This window comes from Collinsella sp. An268, assembly GCF_002159765.1.
Classification (GTDB): Bacteria; Actinomycetota; Coriobacteriia; order Coriobacteriales; family Coriobacteriaceae; genus Coprousia.
Genome location: NZ_NFJH01000018.1, coordinates 1 through 22,048, shown reverse-complemented (window position 1 = coordinate 22,048; position 22,048 = coordinate 1). Strand labels below are relative to the sequence as shown.

Below are 22,048 nucleotides of genomic sequence, written 5' to 3'. Positions count from 1 at the left end.
TCCCCCTGCCCTGCGAGGGCCCGGGGGGGGTGCCACCGGGGCGGAGGGGCCGCGGGAGACGACTGATAGAGAAATGCCGGGCGCGCGGCGCCACGGCCGGGTAATGTGGCTGTCGACCCCGCGGCGGAGTCGGGCCGGCCGACCTGATTGGAGGATACACCATGGGAAGACGCAGGAAGAAGGCCCCCGCCGCCGCGGTCGGCTTCGACGTCGGCAAGTCGTTCCACTGGGCCTTCGGCGTCGGCGCCGGCGGCGAGGCCGTCCTCAGCGAGCGGGTCGACAACCGGCCCGCGTCGATCGACCGCGTGCTCGCCGAGGCGGGCGCCGGCGCCCTCGTCTTCGTCGATCAGCGGCGCAACATCGGCGCACTCGTGCTCGCCAGGGCGCGCCGCGGGTATGCGCGTCGCCTACCCGCCCGGGAGGGCGGAGAAGCAGGCCCGCGAGATGTTCCCGGCGACGGCCAAGACCGACGAGCCGGGCGCGGAGGTGATCGCGCGGACGGCGCTCGGAATGCCCTGGACGCTGCGCGAGGTCCTCGAGGAGGACGAGCGCAGGGCGTCCCTCCGGATGCTCTCGTCGCAGCGCGCGTTCTGCGTGAAGGGGCGCACCGAGTCGCGAGAGCTACGAGCCCACGCCCGAGCACGATGCGCTCGTCGCCAAGCTCGACGCCGTCAACCAGGCGGATGCCGCGGCGCAGGCGGACCCCCACTTCTTCGATGAGTTCATCGAGAAGTGGGACCGCGGCGAGTACCACGACTAGCCTGCGCGCTATATAGCCGTGACCATATCGCGTCCGTGATGGGGATGCGTCCATCTCGATTCGGACCCTTGGGGCCGAGCCCCTCCCTTCACGAAGTGAGCGACTGCGCCCGCGTCCCGTCAGGGGGCGCGGGCTTTGCTTTGGTTTGCTTTACCCCGCTGCTTGCCCGCATTCGGCGTCAAGGGCGAAGGCGGGCGGGATCGTCGGCGCGGCACAATCGAGCTGCATACGTTTGCACGTATTTCTTTGTTTTCGCATGTCGTCGTGCGTCTTGCTGTAGATGCTGACAGCTTGCTACAAGGGGAAGGGAGCCCTGAGGGGTTTCCCTCCTTTTTGATATGAAGGACGAGCGTCTGTGCTGGTGGATATCGGCAGAAACCAATGCGCCCCCTGCGGCGGCGATGCCGACAGGGGGCGCATGCGTTTAATGATATGCGGCGCTAACAGGTGATTCGATGCCTACAGGCAGTGATTCTGGGCGACGCGCTTGAACCAGTACGCGCTGGCCTTGGGCGTGCGCTGCTGGGTTTCAAAGTCAACGTAGAAGAAGCCGTAGCGCTTGTTATAGCCGTTGGTCCAGCTGAACTGGTCCTGCAGGCTCCACATAAAGTAGCCGCCAACGTCGACACCGCATTCGATGGCCTTGAGGATCCAGCGCAGGTGGTCTTCGACGTATGCGATGCGTTCGGAATCGTCCACGGTGCCATCGACAAGCTGGTCCTTGCGACCCATGCCGTTTTCGGTGATAAACAGCTGCCTGTAATTGGGATAGCGCAGTGAAATATCCATCATAAGGTCGAACAGACCCTTGGGATAGATAATCCAATCCCAGTCCGTGGTGGGAATGCCGGGGCGTACGGCGCGCTCGCCCACGCCCGCCACGCGCCAGCGACCGGTACCCTTGTCGCCAGTGCCGTTGTGATGAAGGTCGGTCTCACCGTCGAACGCCTTGAGAAAACGGCTTTGGTAATAGTTGATGCCCAGGCAGTCGTTGAGCTGCGCGGCGCGGCGCATAATCGAGAGGTCATCGTCCAAAAACTCGACTGAGCCGTTGCTCGCCTGGCAGAGGTGCTCGATGATCTGGAGCGTATCGGGCGCATAGTCGCCGCGGAAGGTGGCGTCGAGCAGCAGGCGGTTTTGCAAAACATCGTCGTTTTTGGCTGCCTGGATGTCGCCTGGGCAGGCGGGGTCATAGGGGTACTTGTATTCCAGTGCGTGGATGACGCCGATCGTTCCGGGATAGCCACCCTGCTTGTAGGCCAAGACGACGCGGGCGTGGGCGAGCATCATGTTGTGTTGGGCCTGCAGGCACTCGTGCAGGCAGCCCTTCTTGCCCTGCGGCCAGGTGCCTTCGACATAGCGGTTGAGCGTGGCCGCTGCGATCTCGTTGAACGTGAACCAACGGGTCACCTCGGGGTACTCGTCAAAGCAGAAGCGGGCATACGCCTCAAAGGCGTCGATGGTGTCGCGGTTGAGGAAGTCTCCGTTGGCGTAGAGCGCGGCGGGGGAGTCGAAATGGTGCAGGGTCACGTATGGCTCGACTCCGTGGGCGCGGCAGCTGGCGAAGAGGTTGTGGTAAAAGGCCACGCCTTCAGCGTTGGGCTCGCCCACGCCGCCATTGGGAAAGATGCGGCTCCAGGCGATTGAGACGCGGATGCCGTTCATGCCGAAGCGCTCGCACAGCTCGAGGTCGCTATCGTAGCGGTTGTAAAAGTCGCAGGCGGGCTCGGGCGAGAAGCGGCCTTGCTGGGCGAGGTAGTCGTCCCATGCGACCTTGCCCTTGCCATGGGATTGGCAAGCGCCTTCTACCTGGTAGGCGGCGGTGGCGCCACCAAAAACAAAGTTGTCGGGAAAGCGCTGGGAGGTATCGGCGGGGAAGATGTGACTCACGGCGAATCCAATCTTGTTTGAAGGGCTGAAAGGGGTTAGGGGCGATTCGGGAGAAGACGGCAGGGCGCGCTGCTCCCGAATCGCGGAAATGGGGGCTCTATTCGAGTGCGCTACTGCACGCGCAGGGATCTAGAGGCCCAGCTGCTGGGCTACAAATGCCAGCGATGCCTCGCCGTCGCGGGTGAGGTCGATGTACTGCTTGCCGCGGGTGACGCAGCAGGCAACGCCCATACGCTCGCCGTCGGCCTTGAGGTCATCGAAGTATGACGCTGCCTGGGGCGCCAGGATAACAAGGTCAAAGTCCGGCATGATGTCCAGATGGCTGCCGTAGGCGTCCGCTGCGGTCTCAAGGTCGATGCCGTGCTCGCGGGCAGCTTTGGCCAGCGCGTTGGCGAGCAGGCCGGAGGTTCCGCCTCCCTGGCACAGGACCAGGACACGACGGCCGTTGAGCGCTGCATAGGGGTCGCTCGCAGCGGCGATAGTGCTGGACGAGGCGCTGGCAACGGCGTTATCAGATGCAGCGGGGGTGGTGTTACCCGCGGATTCTTCGTCCATAGGCTGGCCAGCGGCACGCTTTTTCTCTGCTGCCATGCTCGCGGCAGCCTGGGCGACGGCACCGGTGGCGACGCTTGCCGTGTCTGCCTTGCCCTGGAACGCCGCGTTCATGGCTGCTTGCTTCTGGGCGGCGCGCTGTGCGACCTCAGCCTGATCGGCCTCGGCTTCTTCGGCGCACTTCTCACGGTCGTACACCTTGAAGAAGGGGAAATAAATGAGGAAATCGACAATCAGCAGGGCGGGGATGAGCAGGAACGCAAGGGGCTGAAGTCCCAGGCCCATGGCGATGCCCACGGGCGCGGGGGTGGTCCAGGGAAGGCTGAACATGAAACCGTTCATACCCAAGACGTCGATGAAGAACTTGGTGATCCAGATATTGGCGATGGGCGCGAAGATGAAGGGGATGAAGAAGATGGGGTTCAAGACCATGGGAGCGCCGAAGAGGAACGGCTCGTTGACGCCAAAGCAAACCGGCACGGCTGAGGCACGGCCCACGGCGCGCATCTCTTTGGACTTGGCGAGGAAGGCGAACATGAAGCAGATCACCAACGTCGCGCCGGTGCCGCCCATGGCGACGACGAAATCCTGAAGCGGTTTGGTGAGGACGGCGGTTGCGTGCTCGCCGGCCTGGTACATGGCCATGTTGAGCTCGAGGTTGGAGATGAGGGCGGCGGAGATTGCGGGCTCGATGATGGAGGGGCCGTGGACGCCTACAAACCAGAAGAGAGACATGGCGCCGTAGATGATGGCGAGGCCCAAATAGCCATCTGCCGCGGAGAAGAGCGGCTGGAACACCTGGATAACGCCTTGGGCGAAGCAGAAGCCAAAGATGTTGCGGAATGCAAAGTCAAAGCCCCAGAAGAAGAGCAGGCAGACGCCAAAGGGGATGATGTCCTTGAAGGTCTGGGAGATATTGGGCGGCACCTGTTCGGGCATCTTGATGGTGATGTTGCGCTTGATAAAGAACTTGTAGATGATGCCGGTGGCGAACGCACAGATAAAGGCGGTTAGCAGGCCCTTGGAACCCATGTAGCCGTTGGCGAGGCCGGAGATGGAGACACCGTTATCCGTGAAGCTGATGGCGTCGCTGGAGAGCAGCAGAAAACCGATGAGCGATGCAATCATGACCGAGATGAAGTTGATCTGGTTGTTCTTGGGCAGGTCGCGATTCTGCGCATCGCAGAAGTGCTTGGCCGTGGTGGCCGCTGCGCAGATGCCGACGATGCCCATGGAGTAGTTGTAGGCCTTCATGAGAACGTCGTTGATCTCTGCCGGCCAGTAGAAGCCCCAGACATTGGGGACGGCACTGACCAAAAGAAAGATGCTGGAGACGATGATGATGGGCATGACGGAAATGAAGCCGTCGCGAATTGCCTTGAGGTACTTGTTGCGCGCGATGGCGTTGAAGAAAGGCTTGCCTTTCTCGATGAACGCTATGAGCTTTTCCATGGACCCTCCGTTTGCATGGTTTTGCTTTTGCAGCCACTAAACGTGCTGATAGAGATGGCTGCCAGGGCGAGCTTGCGCTGCTTACGAGTATGTTTGCCCGGATGTTACTCGTTATGAGCACGTGCTCATTCCTGCAATGAGCACGTTATCATAAGTTGATAGCGGTGCAAGGGGTGTTGGGGGTAAAGGGATGCGAGCGGTCGATTATCGGCGGCAAGCGGCGGGATAGACGTAGACAGAGGTGCGCGGAAAAGATGATAGCCTTCGTCCAATGCGCACGCGCTCTTCAGCCTGCGCTCGGTTGATGCTACATTTACCAGAACAGCAGTTTGAACAGCAATTCGAGCATCAATCTGAGAGCATGCGCAATACGAGGGGAGCCGTTGGATGGAACGGGATAACAAGATGACGGCGGTAGATTCCGCAGTGCACAAGCCTGGCAGGGCGGTGTCCATGGCAGACGTTGCCAAGCTTGCCGGCGTCTCCCGACAGACGGTGTCGCGCGTGGTCAACGGGCAGGCGTGCGTGGTCGAGGAGACTCGAAGGCGCGTTATGGATGCCATGGACCAGCTTGGCTTCTACCCCAGCTTTGCCGGTAGGTCGCTGCGCGGCGGCAAGTACGGCTGCATCGGCCTGTGCATGTTCGATATCACCCATACGGGTAACGTCGCTACGCTGGAGGGGCTTATGTCCGCCGCCCGCGAGTACGGTTACGCCGTCACCTTGATCGAGTATGATGAGAGCGAGTCCGTGCGCCTGCGGGACACCGCGCGTCGCCTGGCGGAACTCCCCGTGGACGGCATGGTGTTCAACACCAACAGGACCATCGAGGATTTTGACGAGTTCGAGCCGCTCAACGGCCTGCCCACCATCATCATCTCCATGAAGGAGCACCCGCGCTGCACCACTATCGACTCCGATCAATACGGGTGTTCGCAGCTTGTGGTCGACCACCTTCGCTCGCGCGGCCATACGCAGATCAGGCACCTGGCCGGTCCCAAAGACTCGATTACGGCGGATTTCAGGGCGCGCGGTTGGCGAGACTCGCTGGAGCGCGCGGGGCTCGAAGTCGTTGAGCCCCTACACGGGGATTGGACTGCGGACAGCGGCTACGAGCTTGGCGAGAAGCTCGTCCAAGACGCTGAGATGACGGCGCTCTACGCGGCCAACGATCAAATGGCCATGGGTGCCATCATGGCGCTGCGCGCCCATGGCAGGCGTGTACCGGAAGACGTGAGCGTTATAGGCGTGGACGATTCCATGCAGGGCATGGTGCCCCACAATGACCTGACCACTGTGCGCTTCGACATGCGCGAGCGTGGTCGAAAGACGTTCGACTACTTCTTCTCCCAGCTATCGAGAGAATCAAAGGTCGAGGCGGTGCGTTTGCCGGGCGAGCTGGTCGAGCGCGGCACCGTGGCTGATCGCATATAGATGAAGAGGGGGCCGCTCGGAAGCGGCCCCCTCATTAGTTGGGTTGTCTCAAAAGCTTGATGGCGCCTTGCGCTAGGCGAGCCTGGCTTCAAGTTGGGCGATGCGCTGGTAGGCATCGATGGTGAACTTGGTCTGCTTCTCAAGCAGCATGGTGGTCATCAGGGTGTCCTGGGCATGCACCATGATGAAGGTGACCTCCATTTCGCCGCCTCCGGCTTCCTGGGAGAGAAGCCTGGTCTGGACGTCGTGGGCGTCGATAAGAGCTTGCTTTGCAGATTCGTGAAGGGCACGCGCCCCATCGATGTCGCCTTGGCTTGCCTTTTCGCATGCGGCGATTAGGTCGGTCTGGGCGTCGCCAGCGTAGGCGACAATCTCAAAGCCGATCATCGAGATCTCTTCTTTTGATGCCATGGTTCCTCCCGTAGTATGAGCACGTGCTCATTTTGTTGCGCAATTTTGCTTGCTGTTGGAATATCCGGGCAAGTCGAACAATACCATCTCAACAAAACCAAACAAAATGATACGTGATATTAACAGTGTGAGCGGCATAAAAACTGCCGTAAACGGTCTTGTACAGCTGCTTACGTGGGAAATCGTTTTTTCTGACAGTCTAGAACTTAGGTGATGGATCGAGCGCCCCGGCAGAACGGGATATACTCTTCCCAACCAAACGTAGAATTTGCCCGAGCGCCCACCCGGATCTATGTTTGGCGACATTCCCTCCGGGTGGGCGTTCGGGCGGATGGGAAGACTCCGCCATGGAGCGACTGAACCCCTACTCGGGGCTCGTCGGCGGCCTGTCCGCCGGCGAGCTCGAGCTCCTTTCCGCTGCCGTCGAGGAAAGGAGGCTCAGGGAGGAGATCGGCGTCGGCACGCTCGCCGAGGCCGCCGACCGCTACCGCCCCCGCCCGGCGTGCCCCGCCTGCGGGGAGGCGTCGCCGTGGAGGGACGGGCGCGAGCCGTCCGGCGTCCGGCGCTGGCGCTGCCCGAGCTGCGGAGCGAGGTTCACCTCGCTCACGGGAACCGTCCTCGAGAACTGCAAGAAGCCGCTGTCGACCTGGGTATCCTTCATTCGGCTCGCGCTGTTCGCCGTGCCGCTCGACGCCTGCGCCGAAGCCTACCGCCCGAGAACGTGACGAGCGCGGCCATGTTGTCGATGACGGCCTCCTCGGGCACCCCGCCGAACCGGACGAACGTCGACAGCAGGCAGGCGAGCAGGTCGTCCTCGGTGCGGGTCCTGGAGTAGACGAAGCGGTGCGCGCGCGAGAAGCCGAGGACCGCGCTGAACACGTTGAACTCGAAGACCTCGCCGTTCGCGTCGACCATCTCCAGCCCCTCCTTCCAGTCGAACTGCAGCTGGCAGCTGGCCGGGGTCTCGAAGCGGGGGTGCGGCTCGGGGTCCGACGGCGCGGCGCACTCGACCCCCCGCTCCCGGCAGTATTTCGTGAAGGCCCCGTACTTGGGCAGCGCCGCGTCGGGGTGCCGGTCGAGCAGGAACTCGTGTATGGCCTTCTTCGTGACCCCCGGCATCGCCGCCCTGCTCTCTATCACGTCCCTGAACTCGTCGAACGCGCTCCCCTTGTCGCGCCTGCGGTCCTCGACCTCCTCCGAGAAATCGCGTTTAGGCCCCCTTTCCGCCCCCAAAGGGGACCTAAACGCGATTTCTCTGCAGGGCGACACCAACGGTCGGTTTGGACGAGGCCGCGCAGGTGCTACACTGGGCGCGTGCGAACCCCTACGTCTCAGGGAGGCATCATGCATACAGACCGCATCGCCCGCGTACGGGCAAACCTCGCTGCCCGCGGGCTCACCCAGCTCATAGTGGTGGACCCGCTCTCCATCTGGTGGCTGACCGGCTACTACACCGAGCCCTACGAGCGCTTTCTCGCGCTTTTCATCCCCGCCGCGGGGACCCCGACCCTTCTGGTTAACAGGCTCTTTCCCGACGCGTCGGCAACCGGCGCGCACGTGGTCGCGTTCTCCGACACCGACGACCCCGTCCCGCTCGTCATCGAGCTGTGCGATGCGGCGCGTCCGCTCGGCGTAGACAAGGAGCTCCCCGCCCGCTGGCTCGTTCCGCTCATGCAGGCAGGTGCGGCGTCGGCCTTCGCGGTCGCCTCCGACGCGGTCGACGATGCGCGCGCCCTCAAGGATGCCCGCGAGCGCGAGCTCATGCGCGCCGCCTCCCGCGTGAACGATGAGGCCATGCAGTGGCTGGTGGAGCAGGTACGGCCCGGAGCCACGGAGCTCGAGATCGCCGAGGGGCTCCTCGGCACGTACCGCCGCTTGGGCGCGCAGGACCATTCCTTCTCCCCCATCGTGAGCTTTGGCGCCAACGCCGCCGACCCGCACCACGAGCCGGACGGCACCGTGCTCGAGGCGGGCGACATGGTCCTCTTCGACGTGGGCTGCAAGCGCGATTGGTACTGCTCGGACATGACACGCACGTTCTTCACCGCCGCGCCCACCGACCACCAGCGCGCCGTCTACGACGCGGTGCGCCGGGCAAACGAGGCGGCGGAGGCCATCGTGCGCCCCGGCGTCACGTTTGCAGAGATCGATCTGACCGCGCGCCGCATCATCGAGGACGCCGGCTGGGGGCCCGCGTTCAACCACCGCCTGGGGCATCAGATCGGCCTTCAGGACCACGAACCGGGCGACGTCTCCGCCACGCACGACGAGCCCGTGCAGCCCGGGATGTGCTTCTCCATCGAGCCGGGCATCTATCTGCCCGGCGACATCGGCGTGCGCATCGAGGACCTCGTCATCGTGACGGAGGACGGCTGCGAGGTGCTGAACAGCTACCCCAAGGAGCTCACCGTGCTCTAAGACCCGGGCTGCGGCGGGTCGAAATGCAGGAATCCCCCTGCAGATTCCCCAGGCAAACATTCCGCAGGCCGTAAGGCGGGGGGCGTTTGCGTAAGAGGTGCAGGGGGATTCCGTTGGGAATCGAGACCTCGCCTAGAAGTCCACGTCCACGTCGTTGTAGACGCACTCGAGCAGCTTCTCCATCTCCTCGGGCGTGGGCTGGCGCGGGTTGGACCCGGTGCAGGCGTCACCGATGGCATCGACGGCGACGCGGCTCTTCTTCTCCTCGAACTCGGCGTAGTCGATAATCGACTCGTCGGCCTTCACGCCGCCCTTGCCGTAGTTCTTGATGCCCTGCGGAATGTTGAGCACGTCGTTGAGGTCGCGAATCTTCTGTACCAGCGAGGCGACGAGCTCGTCCTCGGTCTCGCCGGCGAGGTGCAGGACCTCCTTGGCGATATAGGCGTAGCGGCTCTTGGCGCGGGCGTCCTTGCTGTTGAACTGAATGACCTTGCCGAGGTACATGGCGTTGGCGCAGCCATGGATGATATGGTCGCCCGTAAAGGCGGCACCGGTCTTGTGCGCCATGGAGTGCACGATGCCGAGCAGACCGGACGAGAACGCGATGCCGGCGATGCACTGCGCCTCATGCATGTGCTGGCGCGCCTCGTGGTCGCCCTCGTAGCTCTTGGGCAGCCACTCTACGATCTCGCGGATAGCGTGCAGCGCGTTGGCGTCAGTGAACATCGAGCCCGCGGTGGAGACGTAGGCCTCGATGGCATGGGTCAGCGCGTCCATACCGGTGTGCGCGCAGAGCTTCTGCGGCATGGTGTAGGTGAGCTCGGGGTCGACGATCGCAACGTCCGGGGTGATGTTGAAGTCGGCGAGCGGGTACTTGATGCCCTTCTCGTAATCGGTGATGACAGAGAAGGCGGTCACCTCGGTCGCCGTGCCGGACGTGGAGGCGATGGCGCAGAACTTGGCCTTGGTGCGGAGCTCGGGGAAGCTGAAGGGGACGATGGCCTCCTCGAACGTCTCGTTGGGATACTCGTAGAACAGCCACATGGCCTTGGCCGCATCGATGGGCGAGCCGCCGCCGATGCCCACGATCCAGTCGGGCTGGAACTCCTCCATGGCCTTCGCGCCGCGCATCACCGTGTCGACGGACGGGTCGGACTCGACGCCCTCGAAGATCTCGACCTCGAAGCCCGCCTCCTTAAGATCCGCCTCGACGTCCTGCAGGAAGCCGCCGCGGCGCATGGAGCCGCCGCCGGTGACGATCATGGCGCGCTGGCCCTTGAGGTTTTTCACCTCGTGGCGGGCACCCTCGCCAAAGTACAGGTCTCGCGGATTGGTAAAGCGTCCCATGGGAACCTCCTGTCTGGCGCCCGGCTGCAGGGGCGCCGCATCACGGCCGAGGGCACTGGGCCCCATGCCTTGCAAGCGTCCGCGCCATCTGCGCGAACATCTGAAGGAATTGTACCTTCCGCGCGGGCATCTTATACGCCCGCCGCCAGAGGCGCCGCGATGCCCTTACTATGGATGGGCCTATCCCCCATCCGTTCCCCGCCCCGGAGGCTCCCGTGCCCCATCTTAAAACCGGAGACCGCGCCCTCATCGTCATCATCGCCCTTATCGCAGCAGGCGGGCTCCTATGGTTCGGCGCGCAAGCGCTCACCGGCGAATCCGACGCCGCAGGCTCCGTCGTCGTCTGCCAGACGCGCGAGGGTTTCTACCGCGTCGACCCTCTCGACGGGGACGCCGCCTACACCGTCACCACCGCCGAGGGAGAGAACCGTGTCTCCATCGCACACGGCACCGTCGACGTCACCTGGGCGGATTGCTCCAACCAAGTGTGCGTCGACCACGACCCCATCAGCGCGGTGGGCGACCAGATCGTCTGCCTGCCGCACGGCATGGTGCTCGAGATCGTCGCCGACGAGGCGGACGCCGCGCAGCTTGTGTGATATACAGAGGGCCCGCCCGCGCGCCGCGGGATAGCCATCGGGTGTGATAACCTATCATGTTTACCAAAGGTGCCCTGAGCCCCTTTGGCCCATCGTCGAGTATCATCCAACACGAAGGGAGGCGCCGTGGCGTTCGACCCCATACAAGAAGACTGCCTGCGCCTTACCCTGGAGGCGCTCCGGCGCGAGCACATCTTCCCCTTGGAGAACGCGCCGTTCATCCAGACGTGCATGGACCGCTATCAGGAAGACCCCGCACAGCTCATCGTGCATGACCGCGACCGCTCGTTCCATCTGGTCGCGCTGGCGTGCGAAGCCGTCGATTACCGCGTGCCGTTTGTGACCGACGAGGCAGAGGCCGAGCGCCTCACCGACCGCGCCGAGCACCAGCTCAAAGAGGCATGCGACCTCGACGCCGAGAATTGGGACGCCCAGCGCATGCTCGTCGCGCTCACCGCGCCCACCAACGACGCCTACGTCGCCTACCTGATCGACCGTCGCCCCGAGGTCGCCGAGAGCGTCCGCACCCGCACCTCACAGGCAACGGACCCCTACGACCAAGAGTTTATGAGGGACCTTGGGCGGCGCCCCTACCTGCGCTGGCTCGGCGCGCTCGCCGCACAGGCCCTCATCGCCGGCAAGTACCGCCTTGCCCTGAGCACCGCCGAGGACGCCCTCGAGCTTGCGCCCGAGGACCCCGGAGACGTGCGCCACACCGCCACGCTCGCCCTCGCCAAACTCGAGGCGACGCGCGACGAGCTCGCCGCGTTCCGGCGCCGCCATGCGACCGCATACCTGCCGCCGGCGCCCTTCCGGCGCCGGCACACCAAGCAAGAGCGCCCCGCAGATGCCTGGACGCTCATCGCCGAGCTCGCCTGCGCCTATCACGAACTCGACTTCTCGGGCGCCACGCGCGCGCTGCGCACCCTCATGCGCGCCTATCCCCGCACAGCCGAGGCGCTGTACTACCAAGCGGAGTTTCCCGAGGGCCTGTTTGCCCGCGTGCACGTCATACCGGGCAGCGAAGACGAGCTCATCCTCGCCCTCTCCGAGTCGACGCCGCTTCTGCAAGAGGGGCTCGGCGCGCCGGAGAACGCATGTCTCGCCAGCTGGATCGCCACCCATCCGCTCGTGACCGACGCGCTCTCCGAGCGGCGGCACGGCGCGGGCGCGGTGCGCCGGAGCGGCACCGGGGGTGACAACTGATGGACCCCCGCGCGTACGTATGCGCCCATCTCGAGCGCCGCTATCTCGACGAGCACCCCGAGCTTACGCCCGCCGCGCGCGAACTCGTGCACGCCGAGGTGCTCAGCCGACCCGCAAAGTACGCCGCCTCCCCCCACGACCAAGCGCTGCTTGCCTACATGGAGGCACATGAGCGCCTGATGGCAGGGCTCGCCGGCATGGATGACCTTTCCGACGAGGAGTTCGACGAGCGCCGCGCCCAGCTCTTCAGCGAGGCGCGCCAGGTGCTCGCCCGCATCGCCCAAGGCGACCAGCTCTGCGTCGATGCGCGCCTGGTGGCGATTCTTCTGGCCGACGTTCCGCTCGACAGCGCCCTTGCCGACCTCCTCAAGCTGGAGGATGAGATCCGCGGGCACCTCACGGGCGCCGTCGCCGGCTTTGACCTCGGCGCGCCCGGCTACTGGGACGCCGCCGACCTTGCCCGCCGCGGCATCACCGCGGCGGAGCGGACGATAAGCGAGCCCGCCTGCATCGGCTGGCTGCACACGCTCGAAGCAATCTCGAGCCTCTGCCTCGCCAGCGCCCGCTATCGGGCAGCCATCACCTATGCGCGGCGCGCCCGCGCGGCGGCGGGCTATCCCAACCATGCCGAGGGCACGGTGCTTCTCGCGCTCGCCCGCCTCGAGGATGAAGAGGGCTTCTTCGCCTTTGCCCACGAGCTGAGCGAGGACGCCGGGGACGCACGGACCGACGGCCTCACGCTCGACGATTCGCCCTGGTATCTCCTCGCGCGCACCATTCTGCTCTACAAGCTCGACAAGCGCCGGGCCGCTCAGCGCGCGCTGCGCACCTTTGCCGAGCGCTGCGATGGCGGGGCGTTCTTCATTCTCAACCCCACCTACCTCGACCCCTACCTGCCCGTGCGCCCGGCCCCCCATAATTCGTGGGACCTCGCCCACCAGGCGGTGTGGGAGGCCGACGGCATCATCGCCGACACGCCCGACTTCGCCACCTGGGCAGAGGGCGTCGACGGCGTGCTCGCCGCCTCGGAGGCTTTTGCCGCACGCAACGGGTTCTAGGAAAGATGGACCCGCGCGCGATGGGCTATAGTTATGCGCGGGCGCGCAAACACCAGCATGCCCGCGCCCCCATGTTTGACCACAAGGAGCACCATGCCCAACTTCTCGCTGACCAACAAGGTAACCGTGCATTACACGGGCAAGTTTGAGGATGGCGGCGTCTTCGACACCACCGAGGGACGCGCGCCGCTCACCTATATCGAGGGCGCGCACGAGGTCGTGCCCGGGTTTGAGGCCGCCGTCGCCGGCATGCGGCCCGGCGAGCGCAAGACGGTGACGCTCGAGCCGCGCGAGGCGTACGGCGAGCGCCGCCCCGAGCTTCTCTACACCATGCCCACCGAGCAGATCCCCAACTACGACGACCTCGTTGTGGGCCAGCTCATCTACCTGATGAACGACGAGGGCTATCAGCAGCTCGCCCGCGTCGTGCGCGTGCAGGACGACGGCGAGACCGTCTTCGACTTCAACCATCCCATGGCAGGCTGCCGCCTCACGTTCGAGCTCGAGCTTCTCTCGCGCGAGCCGGTGGACCCGGCAAAGGAGGACGATTCCCATGCGTAGACCCCAAACCGGTGTCGCCTGCGCCGGATGCCCGCACCGTGCGGCGTTTGTCGTCGTGAAAGATGCCGTCGGACGCGGTCGGGGACGCGTGTTCTGCGGCGATGCCGGTTGCAGCGCCGTCGGGCCCCTGCACCCCGCCGCCACCACCTGCCCGGGCGGCGAGGCGGCGCTCATGCCCCGCTACCGTCAGGCCGTGCCCGCAGGCGATGAGGAGGTGCCAGCAACCGTCTGCGCCCACTTTGTGCCCGACCGGGCGCTCCTCGACCCCGTACGCGCGCCCGAGCTCGACCATCTCGCCCGCGAGGGAGCCACGGTCCTGCTCTGCGTGCTCGCCTCGCGCAGAGACTCCCAGCGCCCCGAGGGCCAAGCCGCCCTGGTCGCGCGCGCTCGGGAGCTTGGTTGCACCGACGTGGCCGTGCTCGACCCCTTCGATACGCTCGCCAGCTCGGGCGCCGTCTTTTCTGCCCTAGAGGCGCCCGGCGTGCACGGCCTCGTCTTCGCCTCGCCGTGCGCCCAGCTCATGGTGGGCGCCTTCGAGCCCGCCGAGGTCAACGCCTTCGCGTGCATGGGGTGCCAGCGCTGCAACCAGATCACCGCCTGCCCCGCCCTCGCCTTCGTGCCCCCCACCTGCCAGATCGACCCCGACGTGTGCGCCGGATGCGATCTGTGCGCCGACTTCTGCCGCACGCACACCATCCTCTCGCCGCGCGAGCGCCTCTCGCCTGCGGAGAAGCATGCGATGCGCGTCGCGAGGGCCCTCGGCGAGGTCGCATAGCCCATCTCCATCCCTCGCGCGACATCAAGCTGCGGTGAGCGGAGCGGGCGGCTGCGCGGCGGCGCGATGGCAAATGCTGCGAAAAGGGGCAGCGACCCTTGTCCCGCTCGCCCGCTCTGCTATACTCAGAGCTCCTGTCCCCATCGTCTAGCGGCCTAGGACGCCACCCTTTCAAGGTGGATATCGCGGGTTCGAATCCCGCTGGGGGCACCCACGTCAACGCTAACCCGGCCTCCTCTCCTTGGGGAGGCCGGGTTTTCTGCTACGTCAGGCCGTGCGCAGCCGAAGCGCTGCAAACACCTCGCCATCTCCCGTGACGGCATGGGCGAGAATCTCTGCCGAACGCACGCCCTGGGGCGGCACCTCGCCAGTTAGGCGAACCGAGAAGGTTACGATGGCGTTGGAACCCGGCGCGTACGATCCGATGTTCGCACCGCGCAGCACCCACGCGTCGGAAACCGACGCACCTGAGGGGTTGCCTGCGTTATAGAGTCTTGTCGTTCCCGATACCAGCTGCAACGCGGGCGGCAGAGAGACCGAGAGGACAACATCTTGGTCTGTCTTTATACCGGTATTCCGATAGTCCATGCGGACGAGCGTCGTCTCGCCCGGGCCGATCGCGGCCCTCGCGCCCCAATCGGCATCCTTCTCGCCTTTTGCGCGGATACCCAAAGAGCGCCGCGTCTTCTCAGCCTTCACCATGATTAGAAACGTCGCGTATCCGGAGTAGGCGAAGCACCCGGGAATCCGTCCGTCAAGCCGCTCATAACCCAGCAAGGCCCCTTTTTTCGAGATAATGTCGTCCGGCAGCTCGAAGGGCTCACTTTCAAGACCACGCACGGCATTGTAGTAACGGCCGGATCCCGAGATATACGCGACCTTGAACGAACAACCCTCCGGGCAGGTCAGGTAGGCTTCGTCCCACACCGCGCCTGTCTTACCCTCGGAATCATCTTTCGTGGCGCCCAGATTACTCGCCTGTATCGTCACTTGAACCATAGCGTCCTTAACGGAGCCGGGTGCTATGTACGCCATCAGGCGCACATCCTCAGCAGTGAGTTTGAGATTTGAGGCAGAACAGTGGTGCACAAACGATTTGACCATGTAGACGTGGCGGTCGATCGCTTGGGCGACCTCGACAAAATCGCCGGCCGACGCCGTCTCCAACGTGTTGGGCATGCCCGTGACGTCCTTGATGAGGGTGAAACCCCGCTCGTCGCCCCATGACGGATCGTCGGTGATCGCATTGAAGACCACGCACGGGGCGGGAGACCTCATGGTAAACGTCGAGCGGTCTTTGGAGCCGACGCACGTGTATTGATGCGCCCGCCCCGCTTTCGCCGCATCGGCATCTGAAGGGGAGGCGCCCGTAGCCGAAAGGTCATCCGCAACCCACCGGGCCGCCCGCTCGAGCGCGCTCGCAAGATCCGCCACGAGCTCCTCCTCCATAAGGTTTCGCGAGGATGTCCGGCGCATGACGAGCGACGTCACATCGATGCCGTTGATGGCACGCGCCGCATCCAAGATGTCTCGCCTAAAGCTCTGTATCTCAAAGTACTCCGACGGAATATCCTCCCAAAAGAGCGGGACGCACGTGCGCCCGATACCATCGTTGCGGCGCAAGTCTTCAAAGCGCTTGTATTCGTAGGCGCACTCTGCACTCAAGCAGTAGTTGGGCGTAATACACGGTAGAAAGATATGCGTATTCGCGAGACTGTCGTTTATGGTGGCGCGCCATGCATCGCCTGGAAGAATGCCGCTGTCATCAACGAATAGATGCAGCGGCAGCGTCGTCTCTTTTGCATTGCAGACGTCCACAGCACGCTGGACAAACGAGGTGAGACTTCCCGCCATGCTATCGCGATGGGAGTAGCTGAAGAATACCGAAATGGACGATACGCCCAACTTCACCGTGTGCTTCTCTTGCATGGCGACTCCACTCCATGGCCATTCCAACGTTATAGCCATGGTAGCGGTAGAAACCAAGGCCGATGATGTCAAATCGCGGCGCGGCTCTTTATCGTCTGTCAACGATGGGGCCTCGTAGCATCTCAACGATAGCGCCAACAAAAGATTGGGCCGCCCGTGCCGGTTGAGCCCGCGCGAACGCGTAAGATAGGACTATCTGAGCGGCGCGAAGCTATCCAGGTAGCAGGGAGCATCGCGGCACACGACCTCGGTGCAACTGTATCTTGCTGTGGCGGAGGTTTGATATGGGTAATCTGCCAATCATCGGGACCGTATTAGGCACGGCAGTGGCACTCGCGATAGTTGCCGGAGCGGTGTACCTCTTGCATGACCGGCTCGACCACGGCAGGCGGCCGCGGGTGTTTGTCGCCACCTTCATCGCCGTCGCCCTTATCTGCTTTGCCAAGCAGCTCCTGTTTGAGACCGATGCTGCCGGCGCCAGTCTCCTCTCCTCGTTTGCCACCTCGGCGACCGCCGCGCTCACCTCGCTCGGCATGGCGGGAGCTGCGTTTCTGGGCGGCAACGGCTTTGCCCTCTTCCCCGACGCGGCAGGAGACGCCGCAGGCCTCGCCTGGATTGCCGCCAACCCGGGGCATTTCGCCTTGCACGCACTCTTTGAACTTGGCAATCTCCTGTCGCTCGCCCTTACCGCGGAATTCGCCCTCACGCTGTTCACCGGATTCTCGACGCACCTAAGCCTTACGCAGGGGCATTTTGGCGACGTCCTCATCGTGCACGCGAGCGAACCCATGGCGGTACACGCCGAGCGCTTCATCACCGGCGCGAGCGAGAGCGCGACGTCCACCCCGCCAGCCATCATCTTCCGCCTGAGCGGGGATGACCCCTCCCATGCGACCTGGCGCATCTCCGCCGCCGGCCATACCGAGGCAACCGATCGCGAGCGCGCCTTGCAAGAACTCGCCTCCATCGCACGTCACCTTGGCAAAGCATCTGGCAAGACGCAGAAGCGCGGGCGTGAGCGGTCGATATACATCGCCGTCTTTCGCAACGGTCGCGTCACCGTTGCGCTCTATCATCCCAACCGCGCGGCCTCGTGGCGCGACGAGGACTGGGAGCGCGCCCTTGACGGCGCGGAGCCCGCGAGCGATGCGCTCAGCAGTCCGCGCGGCATCGATAACCCCTCTGACCTCTATTCCTATAGCGTCGAGGAAATCAGGGTGCGCCAGCTCGTCCGCCAGCTCCTGCCGCCGCAGGGCGCCGATATTGGCATCGGCACCCACCCTCTCACGGCTATGGTCATGGGCAACGACGTCGAGCGCATGGTGCTCACCATCGTCTACCTCGTGCGCAACGGTCAGGCGCTTTTGGTAGGCGACGACCTTGCCGCGCAGCCGCGGCAGCCCCATATCGCCATCGCGAGCACCAAGGCTGGCCGCATAGAGCGCCGCCTCAGGCGCGCGTACCCCGCACTCTTCCCCGATGGGCTTGATGCGACCACCATCTCGAGCGAATCCGCTGAGCAGCAGCCGCGTCTCACGCCGCCCGCCACGTTTGCCTTCTTCTCCAGCAAGCTCGACATGATCGAGCAGACGCCGCTTGATGCCAACGGCGTCACACTGGTGATCAACACCGAGCCAGACGAGGGGCGCGCACCCTCGCAGCGCGAGGTCTGGCACCGCACGCTCGAGAGGCGCTGCCCGGCTATAAGGCCGGTATACGTACAGTTCGATGAATCGGAGCGCCCCGGCTTTGTATGGGAAAACAGCTACGGCGGGCGCGAGCGTGCGCACGCCGAGGACCTCAAACGCGTCCTCATCTACGGAGGCACCGCCGACTGCATGCAATCGAGCCTAGTGCTTCACCGTTCCATCGATCGCCGCGCCATGATGGTGAACCTCCGCTATGCGGACAGCTCCGCCATGCCCGACCTGTTCGACGATGCCGCCAACGAGCCCTATCTCACGTGCGCACAAAGCGCGTGGGACGACCCTACGCTCACCCTCTACGACCGCGAATCGAGCCGCGCCACCGCCGACTTCATCGGTGCGGAGCGTCTGTTCTGGAACGAGCAGGCTGATGCCCTTGCAGCTCACGGCGGGCGCGACGCGCTCACCGACGAGGACCGCGCCGTCTTGCGGGACCTCGTTGGCCAGCTTGAACATCTTCGCTGGAACGCATACATGGTGACCTCGGGCTACATCACGCGGCCGTGGGACGACCTGGCTCAGGACTTTGCGGCTGCGTACCGCGCCTACCTCCATGAGGGCGGTGACGCAAGCGACGGCGGTGCCGTCAAGTCGCTTGTGAAGAGCGTGATCCGCGACAAGCACCTCAAGCGCCATGTCGCCCTTGTCGACTGGGAGCTCCTGCCGCTTGCGGACAAGGCGATAGCGAGCATCGCCGGCACGACGGAGAACGAGCGCGCCCTCTCTCAGGCAGGCGTCCTCGCATGGGTTCGCTCTCGCCACAACCAGCAGTCGGACCGCGACATAGCGGACCAGTTCATCACCGTAGGTTAGCGCCCCACTTTTGCCTACGCCCCCGCAAGACCGATACTGGCAGAGGGCTCTACCACATCGCTGTGGGTAGCGCTTACGGCGGAACCCTCCGCCTTGGGTGCTTCCGCCACGAACTCAGCCGCTTGGACGCAGGACACCTCCGTGTGCGGGGCCGCGATACCGAGCACGTAAGCCACCTCGGCGTCGGGAACAAACTCGAGCAGGTCTCCCGGCTGGCAGCGTAGCACCTCGCAAATTGCCTCGAGCGTCGAGAACCGGATTGCGTTGATCTTTCCCGTTTTGATGCGCGATATGTTCACGGGAGATATCCCGATGCGCTCCGCAAGCTCTTTAGACGACACTTTACGATCCGCAAGCATACGATCGAGTCTCATAACAATCATGGCTGTCCCCTACAGTAAGGTGTCGTCCTGCTGCTGCAGGATCTGTCCATACGCAATGATAGGCGCAAAGGCAAGAATCAAGATACCCAGTACACCAATGGCAAGATTCTGGGCACGCGGGATAGCGCCCTCGACCATCAAAAGGCCCAAATCAAATTGTCCGTATTTGAGCGTGATATACAATCCGCCAACTACAGGAGGCACAATCGCCGTCAGAAGGCAGACGACGCCAATGAGCCTCAGCCTTCGCGCTGACTTATTCTCAAACGGTCTACCAGAACGAGATACTTCTATAAACAGAAGAGCTGCAACCATCAATCCAGCCGTTGCGAGCAAAGCCTCCAGCGAGTCGGGGATATGGAGGGCTCCAACGAGAAGCCCATTCGTATCCCATATCTCAATTGCAGGCGAAGCAATAAGGACGACGCGATTTCCTTCCGTCGCACCATCGAGTAAAGCATCCGAAGAGGCCAACAACGCCTGCGCCATCCCCACAATCGGCAGCAGGACCCTCAAAAAACAGAAGACCGCCCCTATGGCGCATATCACGGCTGCGATACGTGAGGTTTGGCGAATGCGCGCGAGCACGCGCTTGCGCACCTCTTCTTCAATGTGAATGTTCCCGAATAGGTTAGCTGCCACCATGAAGCCTCCTTCCGCTTGGTTCTAGGCCTGATTATAGCAATTATTTAATGTATTTCGATATTTTTTTCATAGATTAACTATTCGCTGTCATCTCGTCAGAGAATGCCACAGGGCATGCCACGTTCGTTTTTGGCAAAATGGTCAAATTACCCCGTGAGAGGGCATTGTGTGGAGCCCAAGCGTGACGGGATACGGTGCCGCTGGCATGATTTCCTGCACCCATGGTGCGCAATGCGACGCTCCGCTGAGCAAGCAACAGTGTTTCCGCGCCGCTTTCACGCCCTAGGACTGCAAGAGGCGGGGTACCAATGCCCTCTCACAGGATGATTTGACCACAACGCCCAATCGCAACGTCGAAGAGTCGCGCCATACCGGGAGTTATGCATGAGGCCTCGGGCGTTTACGGAAACAGCCGCCTCTTTCGAGGCAGCTGTTCGATGCGCAGTATGCTTAGCAGCAGCGACGCTTCCAGCGCGCCGCTCCGGGATAGTGTCCCTAGTTCTTGAGCGAGTTGAGCGGTGCCGGGAAGCGCCCGCCGCGGTGCGCGAACACGGTGCCCGCATGCGGGTTGACGGGCATGATGGGCGCGCGGCCAAACAGTCCGCCGTACTCGACGGCGTCGCCCACGCCCTTGCCGATGGCGGGGATGATGCGCACCGCCGTCGTCTTGTTGTTGATGACGCCGATGGCCATCTCGTCGGCGATGATACCGGCGATGGTCTCCACGCTCGTGTCACCGGGGATGGCGATCATGTCAAGGCCGACGGAGCACACGCAGGTCATGGCCTCGAGCTTCTCGAGCGTAAGCGCGCCCGCCTCGGCCGCCGCGATCATGCCGGCGTCCTCGGATACCGGGATGAACGCACCCGACAGACCGCCGACGCTCGAGGTGGCCATGACGCCGCCCTTCTTGACGCAGTCGTTGAGCAGCGCGAGCGCCGCCGTGGTCCCCGGGCCGCCGCACGTGCCGACACCGATGATCTCCAGGATACGCGCCACCGAGTCTCCGATGGCGGGCGTGGGCGCGAGCGACAGGTCGACGATGCCCTTCTCGACCCCGAGCCGATGCGCGGCCTCGCGGCTCATGAGCTCGCCTGCGCGCGTGATCTTGAAGGCGGTCTGCTTGATCTTCTCGGCGACCTCCATCATGCTTGCGGTCTCGGACAGCTCCTCGAGCGCCGCCGCCATGACGCCGGGGCCGGAAACACCCACGTTGATGACGGCATCCGCCTCGCCAGAACCATGGACAGCGCCCGCCATGAACGGCGAGTCCTCAACCATGTTGGCGAAGACCACAAACTTGGACGCGCCGACAGAATCCTGGTCGGCCGTGAGCTCGGCCGAGCGGCGCACGAGCTCGGCGACCTTGAGCACGGCATCCATGTTGATGCCGGCGCGCAGGCTCGCCACGTTGACGCTCGAGCAGACGCGGCTCGTGGCCGCAAGCGCCTCGGGGATGCAGTTCATGAGGCGGCGGTCGGCATCGCCGATGCCCTTGTGCACAAGCGCCGAGAATCCGCCGAGGTAGTCGATGCCGAGCGTCTCGGCGGCACGGTCGAGCGCGTGGGCGAGCGGCGTCAGGTCCTCATCGTGGCAGGCGGCGGCAATCTGCGCCACCGGGGTGACGGCGATGCGCTTGTTGACGATGGGGATACCGTACTCGCGCTCGAGGTTCTCGGCGGTCTCGACCAGATGCTCTGCCGTTTGAGTCACATGGTCGTACACCTTGGTCGCCATGCGCTCGAGGCTCTCGTCGGCGCAGCTCATAAGCGAGATGCCCATGGTGATGGTGCGGATGTCGAGGTTCTGCTCCGCGACCATGCCGCGGGTTTCGGCGATTTCTTGCGGGGTGATGGCCATGCGCGCTCCTTACGCTCGGGTGATGGGCTGCTCCGACGGCTCCATGTTTTTGGTTATTGTAGCCTGTCGCGCCCGCCTGGCGGGACAAGGGCGCGGCGTCCGCGCGTTTCACATGAGTAGCGGAGGGGGTGCGCGAATCTGGCCATACCGCGAATCTCGCCAAACCAGCCTGGGACGCCGCCTGCAAAAGGGGGACAATGGGGCAAAAGGAGGTTACCGTGACCGCATGCACCCCGCCCCCCGCACACC

At 63.9% G+C, this 22,048-nt stretch carries 18 protein-coding genes and 1 tRNA gene; 10 read left to right on the top strand and 9 right to left on the bottom strand.

Annotation, left to right across the window (positions count from 1 at the left end; genetic code table 11):
• Positions 1-1,219 precede the first annotated feature (1,219 nt).
• Both lacG and B5F70_RS10295 read right to left on the bottom strand, forming a co-directional pair.
• Complete coding sequence (lacG, locus tag B5F70_RS10300) at positions 1,220-2,650, bottom strand: 6-phospho-beta-galactosidase (RefSeq protein ID WP_087205480.1); 1,431 nt, start codon at positions 2,648-2,650, stop codon at positions 1,220-1,222.
• 129 nt (positions 2,651-2,779) lie between these two features.
• A complete protein-coding gene (locus tag B5F70_RS10295) occupies positions 2,780-4,654 on the bottom strand; it encodes a lactose/cellobiose PTS transporter subunit IIB (RefSeq protein WP_019129010.1) in 1,875 nt (624 codons plus the stop codon).
• Positions 4,655-5,107: 453 nt separating this feature from the next.
• Between B5F70_RS10295 and B5F70_RS10290 the strand changes: the two genes are divergently transcribed.
• Positions 5,108-6,088: a substrate-binding domain-containing protein gene (locus B5F70_RS10290; RefSeq protein WP_343283728.1), complete on the top strand. Its 981-nt coding sequence runs from the start codon at positions 5,108-5,110 to the stop codon at positions 6,086-6,088.
• A gap of 72 nt (positions 6,089-6,160) precedes the next feature.
• Here B5F70_RS10290 and B5F70_RS10285 read toward each other — a convergent pair whose 3' ends face one another.
• Positions 6,161-6,499 (bottom strand): PTS lactose/cellobiose transporter subunit IIA, encoded by a 339-nt coding sequence (locus B5F70_RS10285; RefSeq protein WP_087205478.1) that lies wholly within the window; start codon positions 6,497-6,499, stop codon positions 6,161-6,163.
• A 347-nt stretch (positions 6,500-6,846) separates the two neighbouring features.
• Between B5F70_RS10285 and B5F70_RS10280 the strand changes: the two genes are divergently transcribed.
• Positions 6,847-7,224 (top strand): hypothetical protein, encoded by a 378-nt coding sequence (locus B5F70_RS10280; RefSeq protein WP_087205477.1) that lies wholly within the window; start codon positions 6,847-6,849, stop codon positions 7,222-7,224.
• Here the strand turns inward: B5F70_RS10280 and B5F70_RS10275 are convergent.
• Positions 7,157-7,639 carry a transposase gene (locus tag B5F70_RS10275; protein WP_206383554.1) on the bottom strand — a complete coding sequence of 161 codons (483 nt, stop codon included), beginning with the start codon at positions 7,637-7,639 and terminating at the stop codon, positions 7,157-7,159. The genes B5F70_RS10280 and B5F70_RS10275 overlap by 68 nt on opposite strands.
• Before the next feature lie 204 nt (positions 7,640-7,843).
• Between B5F70_RS10275 and B5F70_RS10270 the strand changes: the two genes are divergently transcribed.
• Positions 7,844-8,917 carry a Xaa-Pro peptidase family protein gene (locus tag B5F70_RS10270; RefSeq protein WP_087205476.1) on the top strand — a complete coding sequence of 358 codons (1,074 nt, stop codon included), beginning with the start codon at positions 7,844-7,846 and terminating at the stop codon, positions 8,915-8,917.
• A gap of 132 nt (positions 8,918-9,049) precedes the next feature.
• Here B5F70_RS10270 and B5F70_RS10265 read toward each other — a convergent pair whose 3' ends face one another.
• A complete protein-coding gene (locus B5F70_RS10265; RefSeq protein ID WP_087205475.1) occupies positions 9,050-10,264 on the bottom strand; it encodes an iron-containing alcohol dehydrogenase in 1,215 nt (404 codons plus the stop codon).
• A gap of 215 nt (positions 10,265-10,479) precedes the next feature.
• On the opposite strand from B5F70_RS10265, the gene B5F70_RS10260 reads away from it, so the two are divergent.
• From B5F70_RS10260 to B5F70_RS10235, 6 genes are all read left to right on the top strand, one after another.
• Entirely contained in the window at positions 10,480-10,863 is a 384-nt protein-coding gene (locus B5F70_RS10260) for a NusG domain II-containing protein (RefSeq protein ID WP_241145976.1), read from the top strand.
• A gap of 126 nt (positions 10,864-10,989) precedes the next feature.
• Positions 10,990-12,069 (top strand): hypothetical protein, encoded by a 1,080-nt coding sequence (locus B5F70_RS10255; RefSeq protein WP_087205473.1) that lies wholly within the window; start codon positions 10,990-10,992, stop codon positions 12,067-12,069.
• Complete coding sequence (locus B5F70_RS10250) at positions 12,069-13,127, top strand: hypothetical protein (RefSeq protein ID WP_087205472.1); 1,059 nt, start codon at positions 12,069-12,071, stop codon at positions 13,125-13,127. Before B5F70_RS10255 ends, B5F70_RS10250 begins: the two co-directional genes overlap by 1 nt.
• Positions 13,128-13,220: 93 nt before the next feature.
• Positions 13,221-13,688, top strand: coding sequence for a peptidylprolyl isomerase (locus B5F70_RS10245; protein ID WP_087205471.1), 468 nt, complete (start codon positions 13,221-13,223; stop codon positions 13,686-13,688).
• Positions 13,681-14,463, top strand: coding sequence for a hypothetical protein (locus B5F70_RS10240; RefSeq protein WP_087205470.1), 783 nt, complete (start codon positions 13,681-13,683; stop codon positions 14,461-14,463). The genes B5F70_RS10245 and B5F70_RS10240 overlap by 8 nt, the downstream gene beginning before the upstream one ends.
• 136 nt (positions 14,464-14,599) lie before the next feature.
• Positions 14,600-14,673 (top strand) — tRNA-Glu (locus B5F70_RS10235).
• A gap of 57 nt (positions 14,674-14,730) precedes the next feature.
• On the opposite strand, the gene B5F70_RS10230 is transcribed toward B5F70_RS10235, so the two are convergent.
• The gene (locus B5F70_RS10230; protein WP_143753973.1) at positions 14,731-16,530 is read right to left on the bottom strand and encodes a TIR domain-containing protein; all 1,800 of its coding nucleotides are present in this window, start codon (positions 16,528-16,530) and stop codon (positions 14,731-14,733) included.
• Between the two features lie 146 nt (positions 16,531-16,676).
• Between B5F70_RS10230 and B5F70_RS10225 the strand changes: the two genes are divergently transcribed.
• Positions 16,677-18,911: a hypothetical protein gene (locus tag B5F70_RS10225; RefSeq protein WP_143753972.1), complete on the top strand. Its 2,235-nt coding sequence runs from the start codon at positions 16,677-16,679 to the stop codon at positions 18,909-18,911.
• A 14-nt stretch (positions 18,912-18,925) separates the two neighbouring features.
• Here the strand turns inward: B5F70_RS10225 and B5F70_RS11015 are convergent, their stop codons facing one another.
• The 3 genes from B5F70_RS11015 to B5F70_RS10210 all read right to left on the bottom strand — a co-directional run bounded on the left by B5F70_RS11015 (position 18,926) and on the right by B5F70_RS10210 (position 21,799).
• Complete coding sequence (locus B5F70_RS11015; RefSeq protein ID WP_206383553.1) at positions 18,926-19,294, bottom strand: helix-turn-helix transcriptional regulator; 369 nt, start codon at positions 19,292-19,294, stop codon at positions 18,926-18,928.
• A 9-nt stretch (positions 19,295-19,303) separates the two neighbouring features.
• Positions 19,304-19,939 (bottom strand): hypothetical protein, encoded by a 636-nt coding sequence (locus tag B5F70_RS10215; protein WP_087205467.1) that lies wholly within the window; start codon positions 19,937-19,939, stop codon positions 19,304-19,306.
• Between the two features lie 495 nt (positions 19,940-20,434).
• A complete protein-coding gene (locus B5F70_RS10210; protein ID WP_087205466.1) occupies positions 20,435-21,799 on the bottom strand; it encodes a PFL family protein in 1,365 nt (454 codons plus the stop codon).
• Positions 21,800-22,048: the final 249 nt, after the last annotated feature.